The organism is Streptomyces sp. NPDC037203, from assembly GCF_055605065.1.
In genome coordinates this window covers 598,637-617,638 of the sequence record NZ_JBVJUC010000001.1, presented here as the reverse complement: position 1 = coordinate 617,638, position 19,002 = coordinate 598,637, and the positions used below count along the sequence as shown (strand labels likewise).

Annotated in this window: 14 protein-coding genes; 8 read left to right on the top strand and 6 right to left on the bottom strand. The window is 75.7% G+C overall.

Annotated features, from left to right (window positions below; all coding sequences use genetic code 11):
* Nucleotides 1-16: 16 nt before the first annotated feature.
* The 3 genes from ACZ7EC_RS02625 to ACZ7EC_RS02615 all read right to left on the bottom strand — a co-directional run bounded on the left by ACZ7EC_RS02625 (nucleotide 17) and on the right by ACZ7EC_RS02615 (nucleotide 6,517).
* Nucleotides 17-2,932, bottom strand: coding sequence for a helix-turn-helix transcriptional regulator (locus ACZ7EC_RS02625; RefSeq protein WP_471056771.1), 2,916 nt, complete (start codon nucleotides 2,930-2,932; stop codon nucleotides 17-19).
* A 137-nt stretch (nucleotides 2,933-3,069) separates the two neighbouring features.
* Entirely contained in the window at nucleotides 3,070-3,285 is a 216-nt protein-coding gene (locus ACZ7EC_RS02620) for a hypothetical protein (RefSeq protein ID WP_471056768.1), read from the bottom strand.
* A 70-nt stretch (nucleotides 3,286-3,355) separates the two neighbouring features.
* Nucleotides 3,356-6,517 (bottom strand): type 2 lanthipeptide synthetase LanM family protein, encoded by a 3,162-nt coding sequence (locus ACZ7EC_RS02615; RefSeq protein ID WP_471056765.1) that lies wholly within the window; start codon nucleotides 6,515-6,517, stop codon nucleotides 3,356-3,358.
* Between the two features lie 414 nt (nucleotides 6,518-6,931).
* Here ACZ7EC_RS02615 and ACZ7EC_RS02610 point away from each other — a divergent pair, with 414 nt between their 5' ends.
* A complete protein-coding gene (locus ACZ7EC_RS02610) occupies nucleotides 6,932-7,534 on the top strand; it encodes a helix-turn-helix transcriptional regulator (RefSeq protein ID WP_471056762.1) in 603 nt (200 codons plus the stop codon).
* A complete protein-coding gene (locus tag ACZ7EC_RS02605) occupies nucleotides 7,531-8,151 on the top strand; it encodes a helix-turn-helix transcriptional regulator (protein WP_471056759.1) in 621 nt (206 codons plus the stop codon). The genes ACZ7EC_RS02610 and ACZ7EC_RS02605 overlap by 4 nt, the downstream gene beginning before the upstream one ends.
* 28 nt (nucleotides 8,152-8,179) lie before the next feature.
* On the opposite strand, the gene ACZ7EC_RS02600 is transcribed toward ACZ7EC_RS02605, so the two are convergent.
* From ACZ7EC_RS02600 to ACZ7EC_RS02590, 3 genes are all read right to left on the bottom strand, one after another.
* A complete protein-coding gene (locus ACZ7EC_RS02600) occupies nucleotides 8,180-8,920 on the bottom strand; it encodes a Type 1 glutamine amidotransferase-like domain-containing protein (RefSeq protein ID WP_471056755.1) in 741 nt (246 codons plus the stop codon).
* Nucleotides 8,921-9,065: 145 nt separating this feature from the next.
* Entirely contained in the window at nucleotides 9,066-9,833 is a 768-nt protein-coding gene (locus ACZ7EC_RS02595) for a 4'-phosphopantetheinyl transferase family protein (protein ID WP_471056752.1), read from the bottom strand.
* 421 nt (nucleotides 9,834-10,254) lie between these two features.
* Nucleotides 10,255-10,485, bottom strand: a complete 231-nt coding sequence (locus ACZ7EC_RS02590) for an MbtH family protein (RefSeq protein WP_397982616.1) — start codon at nucleotides 10,483-10,485, stop codon at nucleotides 10,255-10,257.
* Between the two features lie 243 nt (nucleotides 10,486-10,728).
* Between ACZ7EC_RS02590 and ACZ7EC_RS02585 the strand changes: the two genes are divergently transcribed.
* The 6 genes from ACZ7EC_RS02585 (at nucleotide 10,729) to ACZ7EC_RS02560 (ending at nucleotide 18,913) form a co-directional block, all read left to right on the top strand.
* Nucleotides 10,729-13,053 (top strand): lantibiotic dehydratase, encoded by a 2,325-nt coding sequence (locus tag ACZ7EC_RS02585; RefSeq protein WP_471056749.1) that lies wholly within the window; start codon nucleotides 10,729-10,731, stop codon nucleotides 13,051-13,053.
* Entirely contained in the window at nucleotides 13,053-14,546 is a 1,494-nt protein-coding gene (locus ACZ7EC_RS02580; protein WP_471056747.1) for an amino acid adenylation domain-containing protein, read from the top strand. Before ACZ7EC_RS02585 ends, ACZ7EC_RS02580 begins: the two co-directional genes overlap by 1 nt.
* Complete coding sequence (locus ACZ7EC_RS02575) at nucleotides 14,543-15,709, top strand: threonine ammonia-lyase (RefSeq protein ID WP_471056744.1); 1,167 nt, start codon at nucleotides 14,543-14,545, stop codon at nucleotides 15,707-15,709. The genes ACZ7EC_RS02580 and ACZ7EC_RS02575 overlap by 4 nt, the downstream gene beginning before the upstream one ends.
* Nucleotides 15,706-15,972: an acyl carrier protein gene (locus ACZ7EC_RS02570; protein WP_471056740.1), complete on the top strand. Its 267-nt coding sequence runs from the start codon at nucleotides 15,706-15,708 to the stop codon at nucleotides 15,970-15,972. The genes ACZ7EC_RS02575 and ACZ7EC_RS02570 overlap by 4 nt, the downstream gene beginning before the upstream one ends.
* Before the next feature lie 56 nt (nucleotides 15,973-16,028).
* The gene (locus ACZ7EC_RS02565; RefSeq protein ID WP_471056737.1) at nucleotides 16,029-18,311 is read left to right on the top strand and encodes a lantibiotic dehydratase; all 2,283 of its coding nucleotides are present in this window, start codon (nucleotides 16,029-16,031) and stop codon (nucleotides 18,309-18,311) included.
* Between the two features lie 110 nt (nucleotides 18,312-18,421).
* Nucleotides 18,422-18,913: a hypothetical protein gene (locus tag ACZ7EC_RS02560; protein WP_471056735.1), complete on the top strand. Its 492-nt coding sequence runs from the start codon at nucleotides 18,422-18,424 to the stop codon at nucleotides 18,911-18,913.
* The last annotated feature ends 89 nt before the right edge of the window (nucleotides 18,914-19,002 follow it).

Below are 19,002 nucleotides of genomic sequence, written 5' to 3'. Positions count from 1 at the left end.
CTTTCGAACAACGCCCCTAGGAATCGCGCAGGGCGGCCGAACGCGCGCACAGATCCGCACGGTTGGCCGCCCCCGTCTTCGTGATCAGGCTGGCGATGTGCTTCTCCGCCGTACGCGGGGAGATGAACAGCCGGTCGGCGATGTCCTTGTTGGACAGCCGCTCCGCGAGCAGCCGGAACACCTCGAACTCCCGGACCGTGACGCCCTGCGCGCGCAACCGGTCCGGGATGCCGCTGCTCCCGGTGCGGTGCTGGCGCACCGGGGCGCCGAGCCGGCGCAGCCCCGCCCGGCAGGCACCCGCCACGGCCGGGATGTCCCGCTCGTGGAAGTAGTCCTCCGCCTGCCGCAGCCAGGCCACCGGATCGCCCCAGCCGTCCCGGTGCGCCGCGTCCGCGACCAGCCGCAGCCCGAGATGCCGGGCCAGCGGATACGGCTCCGCCACTGTCCGCGCCGCCTCCACCGCGCGCACCGCCCGGTCCCCGGCGCCCTCCCGGCCCAGCAGCACGGCCTCCGCGAGCAGCACGAAGTGCCGGTTCCAGCGCATCCGGGCCATCGCGGTGGCGGTGATCTCCACATGCCGGGCGCGGTCCGCGCGCCCGGCGAGCACGTCCAGCAGCAGCACCAGGCCGTGGGTGCCGCTGAGATGGTAGGTCGAGGGGTTGTCCGCCTCCAGCGCCAGCACCGTGCCCAGGTCCGCGCGGGCCAGCTCCCGGTCCTCCTCCAGCAGCGCGCAGAAGGCACGGGCCAGCCCATGGCTCAGCGGCTCCTCCTGCGAACCGGCCCCGTCCCACTGCGCGAACGCGGCCAGCGCCGCCTCCATCCCGGCCCGGTCGGCATGGTGCGCCGCCAGCACGGCCTGCGCCATCAGGACGTACCGCACCGCGGGCGCGAGCCGCAGCCGCCGTACGACGGCCAGGCACTCGGCGGCGGTGGCGCGCGCGGTGCCGTAGTCGCCGCGCAGCACCGCGTCGAGTACGAGGATGCCGTCGACGGTGTGCACGATGTTGACCGAGCCGAGCCGCAGCGCCTCCTCGCGCGCCGCCAGCAGGCCCGCGGCGTCGCCGTCGGCGAGCCAGGCGTTGCCCGCCAGCCGGGTGGCCGCGTACATCCGCTGCAAGGGCAGCCGGTGGCGTTCCGCGGTGGCGAGGGCCTGGCCGAGCATCGCCTCGGACTCCTCCGGGTCCCGCTCGCGGGCCACCGTGGCGAGCAACTCCTGCGCCTGGCAGGCGACCACCGGCATCCCGTGGCGTTCGGCGGTGTCGGCGGCCGAGCGGGCCAGCTTCTCCGCGTGCTGGGTGCGGTCCGGACCCGGTGTGTCCAGGGCGAGGTAGGCGGCCGTCACGTCGACGGTGGCGGCGGTCATCTCGTCCGGCGTGCCCGCCAGCACCTCACGAGCGCGGGCCACCTGCCGGTTGCCGTCGCTCCACCGCCCGGCCGTGTGGGCGACCTTGGCCAGCCGCGCGTGCAGCGTGGTGAGCCGGGCCGGACTGAGCCCCGAGCCGCCCAGTAGATGGAGATCCTCGGCCAGTTCGAAGGCGCGCGCGAAGTCCCCGGCCTCGGCGAGCGCGGGCAGCAGGTTCTCCAGGACCGCGGCCCGGCCCTGGGCGTCACCGGCCTCGGCCAGCAGCGTCTCGGCCCGGCTGAGCAGGGTCACGGCGGAGCCCAGCGCACCGGCGGCCAGGGCCCGGCCGCCCGCGTCCGCGAACAGCAGCCCGGCCGCGCCCCGGTCCCCGGCCTCGCTGCGCAGCCCCGCCGCCAGCGCGCACCAGTCGCCGCTCAGCTCGGGGTGCAGCTCCTCGACCGCCTCCGCGCCCCGGCGCGCGAGCTCGGCCCGCTGTCCCGGCGTCATCTGCGTGAACAGGGCCTCCACGGTCAGCGAGTGCCGGAAGGAGTACCAGTCGGGGGCGGGTTCGTCGGGGATCACCAGACGGGCCGCGACGCCCGCGTGCAGATGGCTGAGCAGCGCGCGGTCGTCCACGCCGCTCATCCGCTGGAGCACGGTCAGCGGGAAGCGCCGGCCGAGCACGGCGGCCGCCGACAGCAGGGTCAGGCCCTGCGCGCCGAGCCGCTCGATGCGGCGCAGGATGTCCCGCGCCAGCGTCGAGGAGACGTCGCTGCGCAGGTCCCCGACCGCCCGCCAGCCGTCCGGGCCCTGCACCAGGGTGCCCGCGCCGATCATGGTCTGGAGCAGCTCCTCGACCAGGTACGGGCTGCCGGAACTGTCCTCCCACAGCCGCTGGAGCACCGGCTGGGGCACCTCCCGCGGGTCCGCCGCGCCCAGTTGGGCCGCGATCATCTCGTCCGCCTGCCCGCGGGTCAGCGGCGGGATCTCCAGCAGGGTGGCGGCACCGCGCCGGCGCGCGGACTGGGCCAGGTCCAGGGCGTCGCTGAAGTCGGTGCGTACGGTGGCGAGCAGCAGGACGGGTGTGTACTCCAGGTTGTCCACGAGGTATTCGAGGACGCCGAGCGTCTCCGGGTCGGCGTCGTGCAGGTCCTCCAGGAGCAGCAGTTGCCCCTGTCCGCGCCCGGCCGCGATGAGCAGCCGCAGCACCGCCTCGCCCAGGATGACCATGGAGCTGCTCTCGCGCTCTCCGGTGTCCCAGTCGGGTATCAGCCGTCCGAGCACCGGCCGGTACGGGCCCAGGGCCAGGTCGTCCATGGACGCGCCGCCGCGGAACAGGGACATCAGCGCCTCGGTCAGCGGCCGGAACGGCACCGCCGGGCCCGTGGTGCTGCTGCGGCCGCGCAGCACCCGCATCCCGGCGTCGAGCGCGCCGCCCACGGCCTCGGCCGCGAGCCGTGACTTGCCGACCCCGGCCTCGCCGACCAGGAAGACCACACCGCCGCGTCCCTGTTGAGCGCCGGTCAAGGCGCGTTCGAGCAGGTGGAGTTGAGGACCCCGCCCGATCAGGGAAGGCGCATGGGAACGCATGAACGCTGATGATAATCGGAATATCGCCACCTGGGGCAGGTCGCCCCATCCGGACCGGATCGCTCCGCTTGGACACACGGCGGCGCGGACCCGCGGGGCGGGTCCGCGCCATCACGCCGGTGGCGGCCGGCGGTCGCCTACCGGGGGGCGGAGACCGAGGTGTCGATGGTGCTCAGCGTGATGACCAGGCCGCTGGTGAGGACCATCCCGGCCAGCACCCGCGCGCGGGCGCAGGCCCGGTTGCGGCCCTTGAGGGTGATGCCGCCCGCCGCGTCCTGTTCGTCGGCGGCGGCCTCGGCGGTGTCGGCGGCGGTGGCGGTGAGGTCGGTGGCGGCGGCGAGGTTCTTGTCCATGAGGTGATCCCCTTCGGGTGATCCCGCGCGGGTGGGCGCGGTGGCGGAGGAGGTGCGGTGGTCGGTTGCCCTACCGGCCGGGGTGGGCCAGGAGCAGGGCGGACGGCACGGTGCCGGGGTGGGCCAGGCGGAGCAGTCCGTAGCCGATGCCGGAGAGACCGGTCAGCAGGCCGGGGGAGGGAACGTGGTCGGGGGTGGCGCAGCGGTGGCCCTGCGCCTCGACGAGCGCGAGCGCCTGGCCGGTGCGGAGGGTGAGTGCTTCGGCGGCGGGGGCGTCGCCCCGTTCGGCCAGGACGGCGAGGGCGTCCAGCATCCCGAGGGCACCCTGGCCGAGGCTGAGGTCGGGGCCGACCTCCGCGTCCCGCAGCCGGAGCGAGAACTCCGGCGCGGGGGAGGGGAATCCAGTGAGCGCGGCGGCGGCCGCCACTCCGGCGAGCCCGCGGGCCCACGACGGATCCGGGTCCGAGGCGGTCCGCGCCCGCCGGACCGCGCCGTCGAGCAGGGCCCGGCCCGCGCTCGCGTGCGCGGCGGACCGCGCCGGCCGCACGGCGGCGTACCGCAGCAGCGCCCAGCCGATCCCGGCGGCGCCGTCCGCGAATCCGGCGTCCGCGAATCCGGCGACCGGGGTGCTGGTGGGACCGGTGCCCGTGAGACCGGTGTGCGCGAGTCCGGCATCCGCCACGGGCACCGCCGTCCGGCACAGCCGGTCCGCCAGGGCGTCCGCCAGTTCCAGCGCGCCCGGCGCCCCGGTCGCCTCGTGTACGGCGACGGCGGCGGCCAGCGCCCCGGCCGTACCGCCGGCCAGACCCGGTTCGGTGCAGCCGGCCGCCGCGTGGCCGAGCGCGGTGAGCGCGTCCGGCAGGCACCGCGCCGGCTCCTCGCCCAGCAGGGCCGACAACCGGACCAGGGCGTAGCAGATGCCGCCGAGACCGTCGTAGGCGCCGGGGCCCGCCGCCGCGCCCAGTTCGGGATCGGCGGCCAGGGCCGTCAGCAGGGCGGGCAGCGGCCGTACCGCCTCCCGCGCCAGCGCGGTGTACCGGTCGGCCCCGGTCAGCGCGCCGGTGTGGGCGAGGAACAGCGCGACCCCGCAGTAGCCCTGCGCGAGCCCGGCGCCCATCGGCAGCACCGCCCAGTGCGGGCCCGAAACCCGTTCCAGACCGAGCCAGTTGGCGCGACCGCCGTCACGGACCGCACGGGCGGCGATGTCGTCGGCGATCCCGCACACGGCGGCCAGCAGCCGGGAGGCGTCGGGCACGACGGCCGGTACGGGTGCGACGGCGAGCGCCGACCTCGGCCGGTCCGCCGGATCGCAGGCGCTCCGCGCGGCCAGGGTCGCCGAGACGATCCACTCCTGGTCGCGGCAGTCGATCTCGTCCATCCGAGCGATCTTCTTGCGCACCGCGGCCAGACTCGCCTCCGGCAGCACGTCCGCCAGGCAGGTCCCGTCGGCCGCCCGGACCCCTGTGCCGGACGGCCGATGGGTGAACAGGGGGATGTCGCCGCGCCACAGGTCCGCCGTCTCGTGCTCGATGAGCCGGGAGCGCGCCGGGTCATGCGCGGACTCGGTCCACAGCACCGCGAACACCCCGTCGCGGGCGAGCGCGTCACCGAGCAGCGCCGGATGCGTGGACTCCTCCAGCAGGGTCGCGTACAGCCGGGTGGCACGGGCGATCAGCCGCGCCGGGGCATCGGCACCCACCGCCAGCGGGCCGTCCTCTCCGGTGAGTTCGCCACCGTGTGCCGCGATGGCCGCGTACGCGGTGCGGAAGCCGTCGAGCAGGGCGGCCCGGTGGTCCGCGCCGTCCAGCGGGCGGCCGTCCGGCACCGGCTGGTTCTGCCCGGCCGGGCTGAGCAGCGGCCCCCGTACGGCACGCATGGTGTCCCGGCCGCTGTCCACCCAGTGCAGCCCCTCGCTGGGGAAGGTGCCGTCGGTGGAGCGGCCCAGCGCGGAGATGTCCAGCGCGCCGTGCTCGCCGATCAGCAGGTGGGGCAGCAGGCAAGTGCGGTGCACGGAGGTGTGCAGGGCGTCCGCCGCCGGGTCGGCGCCGGCCGTCATGGCCTGCCCGAGCCCGGTGTGCAGCAGCGTCTCCGCGTCCACCAGGACCGGCTGGTCGCCGCAGGCGATGACGTTCTCGTAGTGCATGTCGGCGCCGTCCACCGCGTAGAGCAGCGCGAGCAGCACGCCCTGGCGGCGGTAGAAGGCGTCGGTCTCGGTCACCGACCGGCACCAGCGGTGGGCGACGAACTCCAGCCAGCCGTAGCCCTCCCGGCGCACCGTGCGCGCGGTGCGCAGCGCGAGATCGGGGACCTTGGTGTCCAGCCAGGCCGCCAGCTCGTCCAGCAGGGCGTGCTGGCCGAGCGGTCGCGGCTTGTACACCACGCGGGCACCGTCCGCGAAGCGCAGCACGGCCACCGACCGGTTGCCCTGATGGGCGTCGCCGAGGCCGAGTTCGACGCGGACGAGCGCCCCCGGATCGCGGTCGTCGAGGAGCGTGCCGACCAGCTCGCCCCGGTCGGCCTGGAAGCGGGCCGCCAGTTCGGCCGCCGCGTCCAGCGCGTCCAGCGCGGTCTGCCCGAGCATCCGGGCCAGCACCGGATAGGTGTCGAACAGTTCCCCGAGACCCCGCCGGGTGCCCGCGGCGGCGACGAAGGACGCGAACCGCTCCTGCGGCGTCGCCCCCTCAAGCCGCCCCGCGCGCCGCGCCCCGGCGAGTTCCCGTACCAGGGTACGCGCGGCCGGCCGCACCAGCTGCGACGTCAGCCAGGCCCCGAACTCACGCTGCCAGACGCCCCGTTCGGCGTCGGGCACACCCGGCAGCAGCGCGGCGAGGCGCTCGGCCGCCGGAATGACGAGCGGCCGCACGACATGGGCGAAGACCTCGGCGCCCGTGCCGTCGGCGGCCGGCTCCTCCGGGAGCTCGGGGGCGGCGTCCAGGGCCGTCTCCGCGTACCGCGCCCAGCGGGGCTTGGCGGCGCGGGCCGCGAGCCGTTCGGCGGGCTCCGCCGCGAGGGCCGCCGCTTGGGCGCCGTCCACCCCGAGGTGCGCCAGCCGCAGCGCGAAGCCCTCCGCGTCCCCGGCGGCCCAGGGGGCGCGCACGGTGGTGCCGGGGTCGGCGGGCGCGGCCGGTCGGCCGGGGGCGGCGAGGCGCTCCGCGAGGGACAGCGCCGGGGCCCACCAGGCGAGCGGCAGGCCGGCGCTCGGGGGAGCCGGGAGGCTGGCGGTCTCAGTCACGTCACCGAAGGTGCCAGAGCGGGGCCGACCCCCACATGGGGAAGTGACCCCCATATTCTCCCCGGCCCCTCCCCAGGGGCGGGGGCGCGCGCCCGCGCGCATGGGGAAACCGCAGGTCGGCGCCGTACTACCCAGAACCCGTACGACCGCCGTCCACGGGCCCCCGGGACCACCTCCCGGCCCCTGCGACCACCTTCAGGCCCGTACGACCCCGACCCCTGCGCCCCCCACCCGCAGACGTCACGCAGACCCTTACGGGGGGCGGCCCCCACCGCCCCGTAGCGGGCCCGCACCGGAAAGGTGGGGACCGACTACCGATGCCCGCCCCCGGCCACGGCGGCAGGGTGGGCGTCGTACCCCACAGGCCGCCCGCGGTGCTCACCACCGGGCGAACGACCTTGCAAGGAGCAGAAGATGGGAGTTCCCGTACCCGTCGGCGTGGTCGCCCTCGACCCGGTCCTGGAGGCCGGCACCCGCAGTACCCTGCTCGCCTGCCCGGAACTCGCGGTGTGCGAGCCGGCCGACGCACGGGTCGCCGTGCTCACCGTGGACCGGCTCGGGCCGGCCGAACTCGACATGGTGCGCACCACCCGCGCCCACCGCACGCGTCCCGCCGTCGTCCTGGTGGCCGGCGCGCTCGCCTCCGGAGACGCCCTGCACGCCCTCGCCGCCGGCGCACGGGGACTGCTGCTGCGCCGCGAGGCGGACGCCTCCCGCCTGGCCCACGCGGTGCTCGCCGCCGCACGGGACGACTGCACCGTCCCCACCGATCTGCTCGACCAGGTCCTCGACCAGTCCGGAAAGGCCGAGCGGGGCTGGGCCGGCGGATCGCTCTCCGACCGCGAACGCTCGGTGCTGCGCCTGGTCGCCGACGGACACGAGACGGCGGAGATCGCCCAGCAACTCGCCTACTCCCCACGCACCGTGACCACCGTCGTGCACGACATCACCCAGCGGTTCCGGCTGCGCAACCGCGCCCACGCGGTCGCCTACGCGCTGCGGGCGGGCCTGCTGTGACCGCCACCCTGACCGCCGCACCCGGCGGAACCGCCACCATCCTGCCCCTGCGCATCCTGCCCGCGCCGGGCGCGGACCGCGTGCGCGCCCTCGGCCGCCGCGCCGGCCTCGACTGCGCGATCGGCCACGGGCAGCCCGGAGCCGTCACCGTCCTCGTCACCGACGACGCCGAACGGGCCCTGCGCAGAACCCCGTCGAGCGGTCCGCTGCTGCTCGTGTGCGACACGGTGGGCCGCGCCGGGCTGCTGGAGGCGCTGCGCGCCGGGGCCGTGGTGCTGCGCAGGGCGGATCTCACCGAGGAGAGCCTCACGGCGGCCGTCCGCCGCGCCGGGGCGCCGCACCCGAGCATCCCCTACCCGGAACTGTCCCACCTGCTGACCACCGGCTCCGAGCCCGGCTCCCGCACCTTGCACGAGGACCGGCCCCCAGCACTGACGGCACGTCAGATGTCCGTGCTGCGGCTCATGGCGGAGGGCCACGGCAACGCGGGCATCGCGCAACTGCTGCGCTGCTCCGAGCACACCGTGAAGAACGTCGTCTACGAGGTCATGGCCCGGCTCGGCGCCCGCAACCGGGCCCACGCGGTGGCGCGCGCGGTGCGCCACGGGCTGATCTGAGATGCGGCGGACACCGGCCCGCGGGCCCTCACGCGCCGGGATCCGGCAGCAGCCGTGGCGTGATGCGCTCCTCCACGGCCCGCCCGCCCTCCCGGCGCACCACGTACGCGCCCTTGCCCGGCAACTCCGCCACCGCCTCGACCAGTTCGGTGCCCCGGTAGACCAGGCCCACCCCGTCGTCGGTGCAGTGCGCCGTCGGCAGGGTGCCATCGGCGACCAGCCGGTGGATCAGCGGACGCCGGCCCGGATCGGAGTCGTAGTGCACCCCGTTGCCGTACGGCAGCAGCCCCAACGCATCGGTCACCGGCCGCAGTTCGGGGCAGAAGGAGTCCGTCGCGCCGCCCTCGAACCAGCAGATGGAACCCGCGCTCACCCCGGCGAGGACCACCCCCGCCCGCCAGGCCCGGCGCATCACCGCGTCCAGGCCGTGCACCCGCCACACGGCGAGCAGGTTGGCCACCGAACCGCCCATCACCCAGACCACGTCGTGGTCCAGCACCGTGCCCTCGACGTCCTCGACGTTCGGCATGGGGAACAGGTGCAGGGGCGTCAGGTCGAAGCCGGCCACCCGTGCCGCCTCCGCCATCCGCGCGGCGACGTGTTCGGCGTCCCCGATCGCGGTGCCGACGTACAGGATGCGCGGTCGCCTGCCGTGCACACCGGCGAGGTCGACCGCGTGCCGGACCAGGGCGTCGAAGACCACCCGAGTGCGTGCGGCGGCGCGGTGTCCTCCGGAGGTGGCGACGATGGTGGGTTCCGGGGCGGTCACGCGGTGATCGTAGCGCGGGGAACGTGCTCCGGACGTGGGGAAGTCGTGAAGGCGGGCGTCCGCGGGGAAGACGCGGACAACGCGGCGGGGACCGGTCTTCGGACCGGTCCCCGCCGTCTTCGCGCGCGCCGCCCTCGGCGCGCTCTCACTCCCGCCGCAGTGCCACGGCCGCCGCGTACCCCGCCGGGACGAGGACGTCCCGCAGGGTCCAGTCCGGGGCGGGCGGCACCGGCCGCGGCCCGGTGCCGACGTGGTCCAGGGCCGGAGCGCGCACCAGCCCCGTCCCCAGCCCCTTGAGGTACGCCTCCTTGCGCACCCAGGTCCGGGTGAACGCCGCCTGCCGCTCGTGCGCCGGGAGCAGGGCCAGCTCCGCGACCTCCGCCGGGTGCAGCGCGCACTGCGCGCTGCACACCGCCTCCACGGTGGCCACGCCCTCCACATCGACCCCGACCGGTGCGCCGGCGAGCGCCACCAGCACCAGGTCCCCGCTGTGCGACAGGGAGAAGTGCACCCCCGAGGCGCGCAGCGCGGGCCGCCCGTGCGGGCCCCCGCACCCCGCGCACGGCTCCCGCATCAGCGGCAGCTCGTCCGCCGGGACTCCCAGCAGGGGGCTGAGCAGGGCGCGCAGCGTCGCATGCGCGATCACATACGCGTCCCGGTCGCGGGGCCGCCGGAACGCACGGGCCCGCGCCCGCTCCTGCGCGTCCAGCAACTCCTGGGCACGCAGCAGCGATCGGTCGTCCTGGCCGCCGACCTCGGCCAGATACAGCTCCAGCGGTCCGCGCAGCGCTCGGCGGCCGACGGCGTACGGCGGATACGGCGCACCGGGCAGTTCGAGCCGGGCGGGGCACAGGGGGCCGGGAGCCGGGGCCGACCGGGGCACGCCGGTCCGCCGGGCCGGCCCGGACGGCATGGGTACGCCGGTCCGCCCGGACGGCACGGGGACGCCGGTCACCCCGGCTGGCAGGGGGTGCCGGGGAACCCCCGCCGTCGACGGCGCACGGGAAGCGGTCGCTGCCGCGGGCATGCCGGAAGCCCCGAGCGTCGGTGGTGTGGGGGAAGCCCCGGCGGCCGGTGATGTACGGGAAGCCCCCGCGGCCGATGGTGTGCGGGGAGTCCTCGTCGCCGGTGGCGTGCCGGAGGCTCCGGGCGTCGGCGGTGCGGGGAAAGCCCCCGTAGTCGGTGATGCACCGGACGCGCCGGCAGCTGAGGACGTACGGGAAGCCCCCGTCGTCGGCGGTGTGCCGGAGGCCGCGGCAGCCGGTGGTGTACCGGAAGTCCGCGCCGTCGGCGGTGCGTTGGCCGGCCCGGCCGGCAGCAGGGCCGGCCGGGCCTCAGACATCGGCCCCGGCGAGCCGGCGGCGCAGACTCAGCGGGCGCATGTCCGTCCAGACCGCGTCGATGTGGTCCAGGCACTCCTGCCGGCTGCCCTCACGGCCCTCCCGGTACCAGCCGGCCGGCAGCTCCCGGTCCGCCCGCCAGATCGAATACTGCTCCTCGTCGTTGCGCACCACGAGGTACACGTCCTCGCCGCCGGTGCCGTTCGCGGAATCGGGTTGCGTCACGGTGAACCTCCCGGGTGATGGGCCGGCCGCGGATCAGGGTCCGGCGACGCAAGAGTGCCCGGCCCCCGCCCCGCCGGGTCAGGGACGAACGCGCCGCAGCGGTGGCACCCGTTGCTGCCGGATCTTCCCTGGTGGGCCATGGCCCCGGCGCGGGACCGTGCTCTCCGGTCGCGGGCCGCCCGGCACCCCGGAAACCCCGGCCCACGCGATTGCCCGCGCACCCCGTTTCGGAAGGAGCACGCGATGTCGGACGAGCACGCACCTGTCCTGCTGCCGGGCGGAGGCTGGCGGCTGTGGGAGCAGTTCGCGCTCCGCGGCCCCGGCTTCCCCGCCGACGGCGTGCTGCGCCTCGCCCCACCCTCGCTCGCCGAGGCCGCCGACAAGTTCGCGCCCGGCGCCGAGCTGTCCGGACCGGAGTGGGAAGCCTTCGCCGCGGACCTCGCGACGGCCGCCGTCGACACCGCGCGCAACCTCCAGGAGATCGCCGCCCAGCCCCGCTTCCAGGCGGCGCTCGCCTGGCAGAACCCCGCCGTCCTGCGCACCGGCATCGCCCCGTTCCTGCGCTGGACACCGACGGCGGAGGGCCGCAGCAGCATGCCCCGGCAGCGTGAGGAGCTGGTCGCGCACTACTGGCAGCGGTTCTGCGTGAAGAACGACACCATCGGCTTCTTCGGCCCGGTCGGCTGGGGCCGCTGGGACCCGACCGGCCGGGGCGGCGTCGCCGTGAGCCCCGGCGACGGCTTCCTCGCGGCCCGTGAGGTGTACTTCTCCGGCTGGGCGATCGACGCCCTGGCGAAGGTGCTCGCCGCGGACAGCGCGCTGATGCGCTGGATCCCGCCGCGCCGGGTGTCGTTCGTGCGCTGCGCGGACGGCGCGGTCCAGGTCCCCGGCCGGCCCGCCCGCCAGGCCGGTGCCCGCGAACGCGCCGTACTGGAACGCTGCGACGGCACCCGCCACCTGCCGTCCATCGCCGCCGAACTGGGCCTGTCCGAGGACGAGGTCACCGATGCCGTCCGGGAGTTGACGTCCCGCCGCTGGGTGCAGTGGCGACTGGACGTCCCCGCCGCCACCCACCCCGACCGCGCCCTGCGCGACATCCTGGAACGCGTCCCCGAACGGGCGCCGCGCGAGCGGGCGTTGGCACGGCTCGCCGTACTGGAGCGCGGCCGGGACGCCGTGCGCGCGGCCGGCACCGACGCCGCCGCGCTGACCGCCGCGATCGCCGCGCTGGAGGCCGACTTCGCCGCCCTGACCGACAGCGAGGCCCAGCGCGCCAAGGGCGAACGCACCGCGCCGTGCCGGGGTCTGGTGTACTCCGACGCCCGGCGCGCGGCCACCGCCACCACCGGCGCCGCCCTGCTGGCCCACCTCGAACCCCTGCAGCTGTGCCTGACCGCCGCCCGCTGGATGACGAACCGCTTCGCCGAGGCCGTCCGCGCCAAGCTGCGCACCGTGTACGAGCGGTTGAGCGCCGACGGCGCCCCGGTCGACCTGGGCACCCTGTGGCTGCACACCCTGCCCTCCCCGCACCCCGACGCGGGCGACCTCATCGACGCGGTCCAGGCCGAACTGCGCGCCAAGTGGGCCCGCGTCCTGGAGCTGCCCGAGGGCGTCCGCCGGGTCCGGCTGGCCACCGCCGAGCTGGCCGAACGGGTACGCCGGGAGTTCGAGGAGCCCGGCGACGGCTGGTCGCTCGCCCGCTACATCAGCCCCGACGTCCTGGTCGTCGCGGACGACGAGGCCGCCCTCGCCCGCGGTGACGTGGACCTCGTCCTCGGCGAGATGCACTGCGCGCTGAACACCATGGGCGCCTCCCTGTTCGTGTACCAGCACCCCGACCGCGACGAGCTGCTCGCCGAGACCACCCGCGACTTCCCCGGCCCGCGCCTGCTGCCCATGCTGCCCAAGGAGCTGCCCCTGAAGTGGTCCACCCGCAGCCGGCCCTCCCTGGACCGGCCCGAGGACCACTACGTGGCCCTGGTCGACCAGACCGGCGACCCGCACCGCCCGCGGACCGTGCTCAGCGCCGACGTCCGCATCGAGGACCGGGCCGGCCGGCTCACCGCGGTCCTGCCCGACGGCACCGCGTACGACGTGCTCGACGCCTACGCCAACACCCTCACCCAGCGCGTCATGGACCGCTTCACTCTGCGCCCCGAGGGCGACCACACTCCGCGCATCACCCTCGGCCGGATGACCGTGGCCCGCGAGACCTGGCAACTACCGGTATCCGACATGGACTTCGCCGACGAGAAGGCGGAGGCCGCCCGGTTCGTGAAGGCCCGGCACTGGCAGCGGCGGCACGAGCTGCCCCGGTTCGTGTTCGTGGTCTCGCCGACCGAACCCCGGCCGTTCTACGTCGACTTCGACAGCCCCGTGTACCTCACCATCCTCGCCAAGGCGGCCCGCAGGCTCGCCCGCAAGGACCCCGGTGCCCGGCTCAAGGTCAGCGAGATGCTGCCCACCCCCGAGCAGGCCTGGCTCACCGACGACGAGGGCCGCCGCTACACCTCCGAACTCCGGTTCGTGGCCGTCGACACGACCGTCACCGGTGCGGGAGAAAGCTGATGCGCACGGTCGCCGACGACATCGCCGCGCACGCCCTGCGCCACCCCGCACGGGTCGCCCTCGCCACCCCGGCCGGCGAGGTGACGTACGCCCGACTGGCCGCCCGCGTCGAGGAGATCGCCCGCCTGCTGCGCGCCCGCGGCGTCCGCCCCGAGACCGTCTGCGCCGTGGCCGTCGAGCACGGTCCGGACGCGGTCGCCGCCATGGCCGCCGTGCTGCGCTGCGGCGCCGCCTTCCTCAGCCTGGACGTGAGCCAGCCCCGCGACCGACTCGCGGCCTTCGTCCGCAGCGCCGGCGCCCGGCTGCTGCTCACCCACTCGCACCGCGCCCCGGCACTCGAACCGGGCGCACCCACCGTCCTGTTGGACCAGGAGCAGCCGCCCCCGGACGGCCCGCTCCCGGACACGGGCGCCGACCCACGGGCCCTCGCCTACGTCAGCCACACCTCCGGCAGCACCGGCGAACCCAGCGCCGTACTCGTCGAACACGCCGCCCTCGACGCCTATCTCCGCGACACCGCGGCGGCGTTCGGCCTCGGCCCGGACACCGTGGCCCTCCAGATGGCACCACTCGGCTACGACGCCTCCATCCGGGACACCTTCGCACCGCTGCTCGCCGGCGCCCGGCTGGTGATCGCGGACCGCGCCCGGCTGCTGCGCCCCGCGGAGTTCGCGGCCACCGTCCGCGACCACGGGGTGACCGCCCTGCTCAGCGTCACCCCGTCCTTCCTCACCCACCTGGGCGGCCAGACCGACCTGGCCGAGCCGCTCGCGGGGGTCGCCCTGGTCGCCTCCAGCGGCGAGTCCCTGCGGCCCTTCCTCGCCGCGGGCGGCCGGAGCCTCGTACCCGGCCGGCTCGTCAACCAGTACGGCCCCACCGAGTGCACCATGACCACCACCCGGCACCATGTGCCCGCCACCCCCGATCCCACCACCGACCTCGTCGGCACACCCCGTCCGGGCACCGTCGTCCGCGTCCTGGACGCCTCCCTCGCCCCGGTCCCCGACGGCACGGTCGGCGAGGTCTGCGTCGGCGGCACCGGAGTGACCCGCGGCTATCGCGGCCAACCCGCCCGCACCGCCGCCGCGTTCGTCCCCGACCCCCTCGGGCCGCCCGGCGCCCGCCTCTACCGCACCGGCGACCTCGGCTACTGGGGACCCGGCGGCCTGCACTACGCCGGCCGCACCGACCGCCAGCTCAAGATCCGCGGCTACCGCGTCGATCCCGCCGAGATCGAGGGCGCCCTGCTCTCCCATCCGGGCGTCACCGGCGCGGTGGTCACCTCGCACACCGACGACCTGGGCCGCGTCCACCTGCTCGCCCACGTCACCGGCGCCCTGTCGGACACGACGGACGCCACCCTGCGCCGCCACCTCTCCCGCACCTTGCCCCCGCACCTGATGCCGCGCCGCTTCGTACGTCTGGAGACGCTGCCGACGACCCGCGGCGGCAAGGCCGACCGCCGGGCGCTGGCGGGCGGGAGGCCGGTATGACCACCACACGGCTGGGGGCCGGGACCGGTACGACCGTACTGGGGACCCGTACGGATACGACGGCGACCGGAGCCGGTGCGGCCACGGCGGGCGCCGGAATCGCGAGGAGCACGGCCGGAGCCGGTGCGAGCGTGCCCGCACACCGAGCCGCTACGCGCACGACCGGGACCGGCCGGATACCTGCCCAGACCGCCGCCGGGGCCCTGGGCAGGTCCGACCTCCTCGCCGCCGCCTCCCGTATCGCGCCGTACGTCGTCCGTACCCCGCTCCTGCCCGGCCCGGTGACCGCGGCACACGGGACGGGGCTGCTGCTGAAGGCCGAACACCTCCAGCTCGGCGGCTCGTTCAAGATGCGGGGCGCCGCCAACGCCGTCCTCGCGCTGGGCGCCGGCCGGGTCGTCACCGGTTCCTCCGGCAACCACGGCATCGCCCTGGCCCGGCTGGCCCGCACCCTCGGCATCCGGCTCACCGTCGTCCTCGCGGCGGGCGCGCTGCCCTCGAAGGCGGCCGCCATCCGCGCGCTCGGCGCCGAGACCGTCGAGGTGGGCGGGGGAGTGGCGGAACGGGAGGAACGCGCCCGCGCCCTCGCGGCCGAGCAGGGCGCCGTCCTCGTACCCTCCTCCGACCACCCCCTGGTCGTCGCCGGACAGGGCACCGTCGGCCTCGAACTCCTCGCCGCCGCCCCCGACACGGAGACGGTCTACGTCCCCACCGGCGGCGGCGGACTCCTCGCCGGCCTGTGCCTCGCCGCCGCCGAGCACCCGGTCCGCGTGGTCGGCGTCGAACCCGCCCTCACCCCGCGCTACGCCCGCTCCCTGGCCGCCGGCCGCCCCCTGCGCCTGCCGCCCTGCGCCACCGTCGCGGACGGCCTGCGCGGCCAGAGCCCCGGAACCGTGCCCTACCCGATCATCCGGGACCGCGCCGACGAATGGATCGCCGTCGGCGACGCGGAGATCCTCGCCGCCACCGCCCTGCTGCACCGCCTCGGCGTCGATGCCGAACCCAGCGGAGCCGTCGCCCTGGCCGGCGCCCTGCGCGCCGGTCGCCGCGAACGCGCCGTGGCCATCGTCTCGGGCGGCAACACCCCCGCCCGGCTGCGTATCCACCCGTCCGGCCACACCGACACCCTCACCCGCACGGAAACGAAGGAGCCCACGCCATGACCCCCGACGCCGCCACCGCCACCGCCGCCCCCGTCGTCACCGCCGACCTGCTGGTCGACATCTTCCGGGACGTGCTGCGCCTGCCCGACCTCACCGCCGAGACCGACTTCTACGAGGCCGGCGGCGACTCGCTCACCGCCTTCCAGATCACCGGTCGGCTCCAGGAGATCGTCGGCGCCGACGTCCCGGTCTCCCTGGTCTTCGCCTACCCGACGCCCCTGGAACTGGCCGAGGTCGTCGCGGCCGACTACGGCACCGTCTGACCGCTCTCCGCCGCCCCGCCGCCCGCCCACCCGCGCTCGCCAAGGAGAGCCGTGCCATGACCGAAGAACTCGTGCCGTCCCTCGGCCGCTGGCGGCTGTGGGAGCAGTTCGCCCTGCGCGGGGCGGGCTTTCCCGCCGATGGCGTGCTGCGCCTCGCCCCGCCCGGACTGGCCGAGGCCGCCGACAAGTTCGGCGCCGAGGAGCCGCCGGCGGGCCCCGAGTGGACCGGCTTCGCCCGCCTCTTCACCGAGGCCGCCGTGGAGACCGCGCACACCTTGCAGGACATCGCCCGGACGCCGGCCTTCCAGGAGGCGGTGGCCTGGCAGAACCGCCCGGTGCTCACCTCCGGGATCGCCCCCTTCCTGCGCTGGACACCGACGGCGGAGGGCCGCAGCAGCATGCCGCGCCAGCGCGAGGAGCTGGTCGCGCACTACTGGCAGCGGTTCTGCGTGAAGAACGACACCATCGGCTTCTTCGGACCGGTCGGCTGGGGCCGCTGGGACCCCGGCACTCGGGCCGTCGCCGTGGACCCCGGAACCGGGCTGATCGCCGAATCCTCCGTGTACTGGGCGAGTTGGGGGATCGACGCCCTCGCCGCAACGCTGGACGCCGATCCCGCGCTGCGCGAGTGGATCGCCCCCCGCCGTGTGCCCTTCCTCGGGCTGGACGGCGACCGCGTCCGCGTGCCGGGCCGCCGCCCGATCACCGTGTCCGCCCAGACGGCGGCCGTGCTCGCCCGCTGCGACGGCGTCCGCCCGGCCCGGTCCCTCGCCGCCGCACTCCCGGACGTCGACGTCCCCGCCGTGCTGGCCGACCTGGTCGCCCGCCGCTGGGTGGTCTGGCGCCTGGAGGTCCCCGCCGGCACCCATCCCGACCGCGCCCTGCGTGCCTGGCTGGAGACCGTCGGCGCACCCGGACCCCGCCGCCGCGCACTGGCGGCCCTGGACCGGCTGGAGCGGGGCCGCGCCGACGTGGCGGCGGCCACCGGCGTGGAGGACCTCGTCCAGGCCCTCACCGCGCTCGAAGGCGACTTCACCGAACTCACGGCCACCGCCGCCGTACGGGAGAAGTCCGCCTCGACCGCGCCCTGCCGCTCCCTCGTCTACTCCGACACCCGCCGCTCCGCCACGGCCCGCCTCGGTCCCGCGATGCTGAGCGCGCTGCGCCCGCTACGGCTGTTGATGGACAGCGCCGCCTGGCTCACCGCCGAACTCGCCGCCACCGTCCGGGAGGAGACCCGCCGCGTCCACGACCGCCTGGCCGCCGAAGGCCCGGTCGACCTCGCCTCCTTCTGGTTCGCCTGCCTCCCGGTGCTGCACGGCGCCGCCCGCGCCAAGGCCACCGCTCTGCAAAGCGAGTTCGCCGCCCGCTGGCAGCAGATCCTGGCGGTACCGGAGGGCGCCCGGCAGGTGACCGCGGCGACGGCCGACATCGAGACCGCCGTCCGGGAGCGGTTCGCCTCCGGTGGCGACGGCTGGACGGCGGCCCGCTACCTCAGCCCCGACGTCCTGATCGCGGCCGAGAGCACACAGGCGATCGAGCGCGGCGACTTCACCCTGGTCCTGGGCGAACTCCACCTGGCCGCGAACACGTTGGGCGCCTCCCTCTTCACCCACCAGCACCCGGACATCGCCCAACTCCTCGACCTGACCGACCGCGACCACCCCGCCCCCCGCCTGCTGCCCCTGATCCCCAAGGAGCACCGCGCCCGCCTCTCGGCCCGCGTCCGCCACACCCTCGTACGGCCGCAGGACCGCGAAGTCGCCCTCGCCGACTTCACCGCGGACCCCGCCCGGACGGTCCGCAGCGCCGACGCGACCGTGCACAACCGGGCCGGCGAGCTCCTCGTCCGCCTCCCGGACGGTTCCGAATTCCCCGCCCTGGACGTCTTCTCGCACGTCCTGACCACCTTGTCGATGGACCTCTTCCAGCTCCTGCCGCAGGCCGGGCACACCCCCCGTGTCACGCTCGACCGCATGGTGGTCGCCCGCGAGACCTGGCGCCTGCCGGCCGCGCACGCGCCGTTCGCCGACGAGAAGGACGAGGCCCGCCGCTTCGTGGCGGCCCGCCGCTGGCGCGCCCGACTGGGCCTGCCCCGCTACGTCTTCGTGGTCTCCCCGGCCGAGTCCCGCCCCTTCTACGTCGACTTCGACAGCCCCGTCTACGTCACGATCCTCGCCAAGGCCCTGCGCCGGCTGGCCCGCAAGGACCCCGCCGCCACCGTCACGCTCACCGAGATGCTCCCGACCCCCGAACAGAGTTGGCTCACCGACGACCTGGGCCGGCGCTACACCTCCGAACTGCGCTTCGTCGCCTTCGACACCACCCCGCCGCGATAACCGCACATCATTCCCGACACTCCGTCACTTATGGTGATCAAGCAACTGCGAACTGTGGTCAACTGTGCCTGGTCGTCGGGCAACGGGCCCGAGATGTCCAAGGAGAGTTCATGCAGAAAGTTGCTCTGGGCAGGCGCATCGCCTCCGCCGCCGCCACCGCGTCCCTCGTCGGCGCGCTCGGCGTCGCCGGTGCGGCACCGGCCCTGGCGGCGGTGCCCGCGCCGCTGAGCTTCACCATCGACTACACGAGGAACACCTCCATCCCGCAGACGCCCACCCTGGGTGGCGGTTTCGCCGGGAACGGTCCGGTGTTCGACTCCGCGGGCCGGGTGATCGGCCGGACCTTCGACACCTGCGGCATCGACGGCGTCGAGGGCCCGACGAGGATGGACGCCGACTGCGGCGCGTACGTCGTCTTCAACAACGGTGACGAGCTCAACCTGAGCACCCAGGCCGTGATCGACGCCAACCCGATGGACTACCCGTACCGCTTCAAGGCCGTGGTCGAGGGTGGAACCGGCGAGTACAACGGCGCGCGGGGCGACGCCACCGTCACCGCCGAGCGCCCCGGTGTGTACAAGGTGGACGTCAAGTTCACGTGACGCCGTGAACCGAGGAGCCGCAAAGCGTGGTCCTGCGGCTCCTCCTCCGCCTCCCCGCAGTCACCCGCATTCCAGCACGTCAGGAGCTT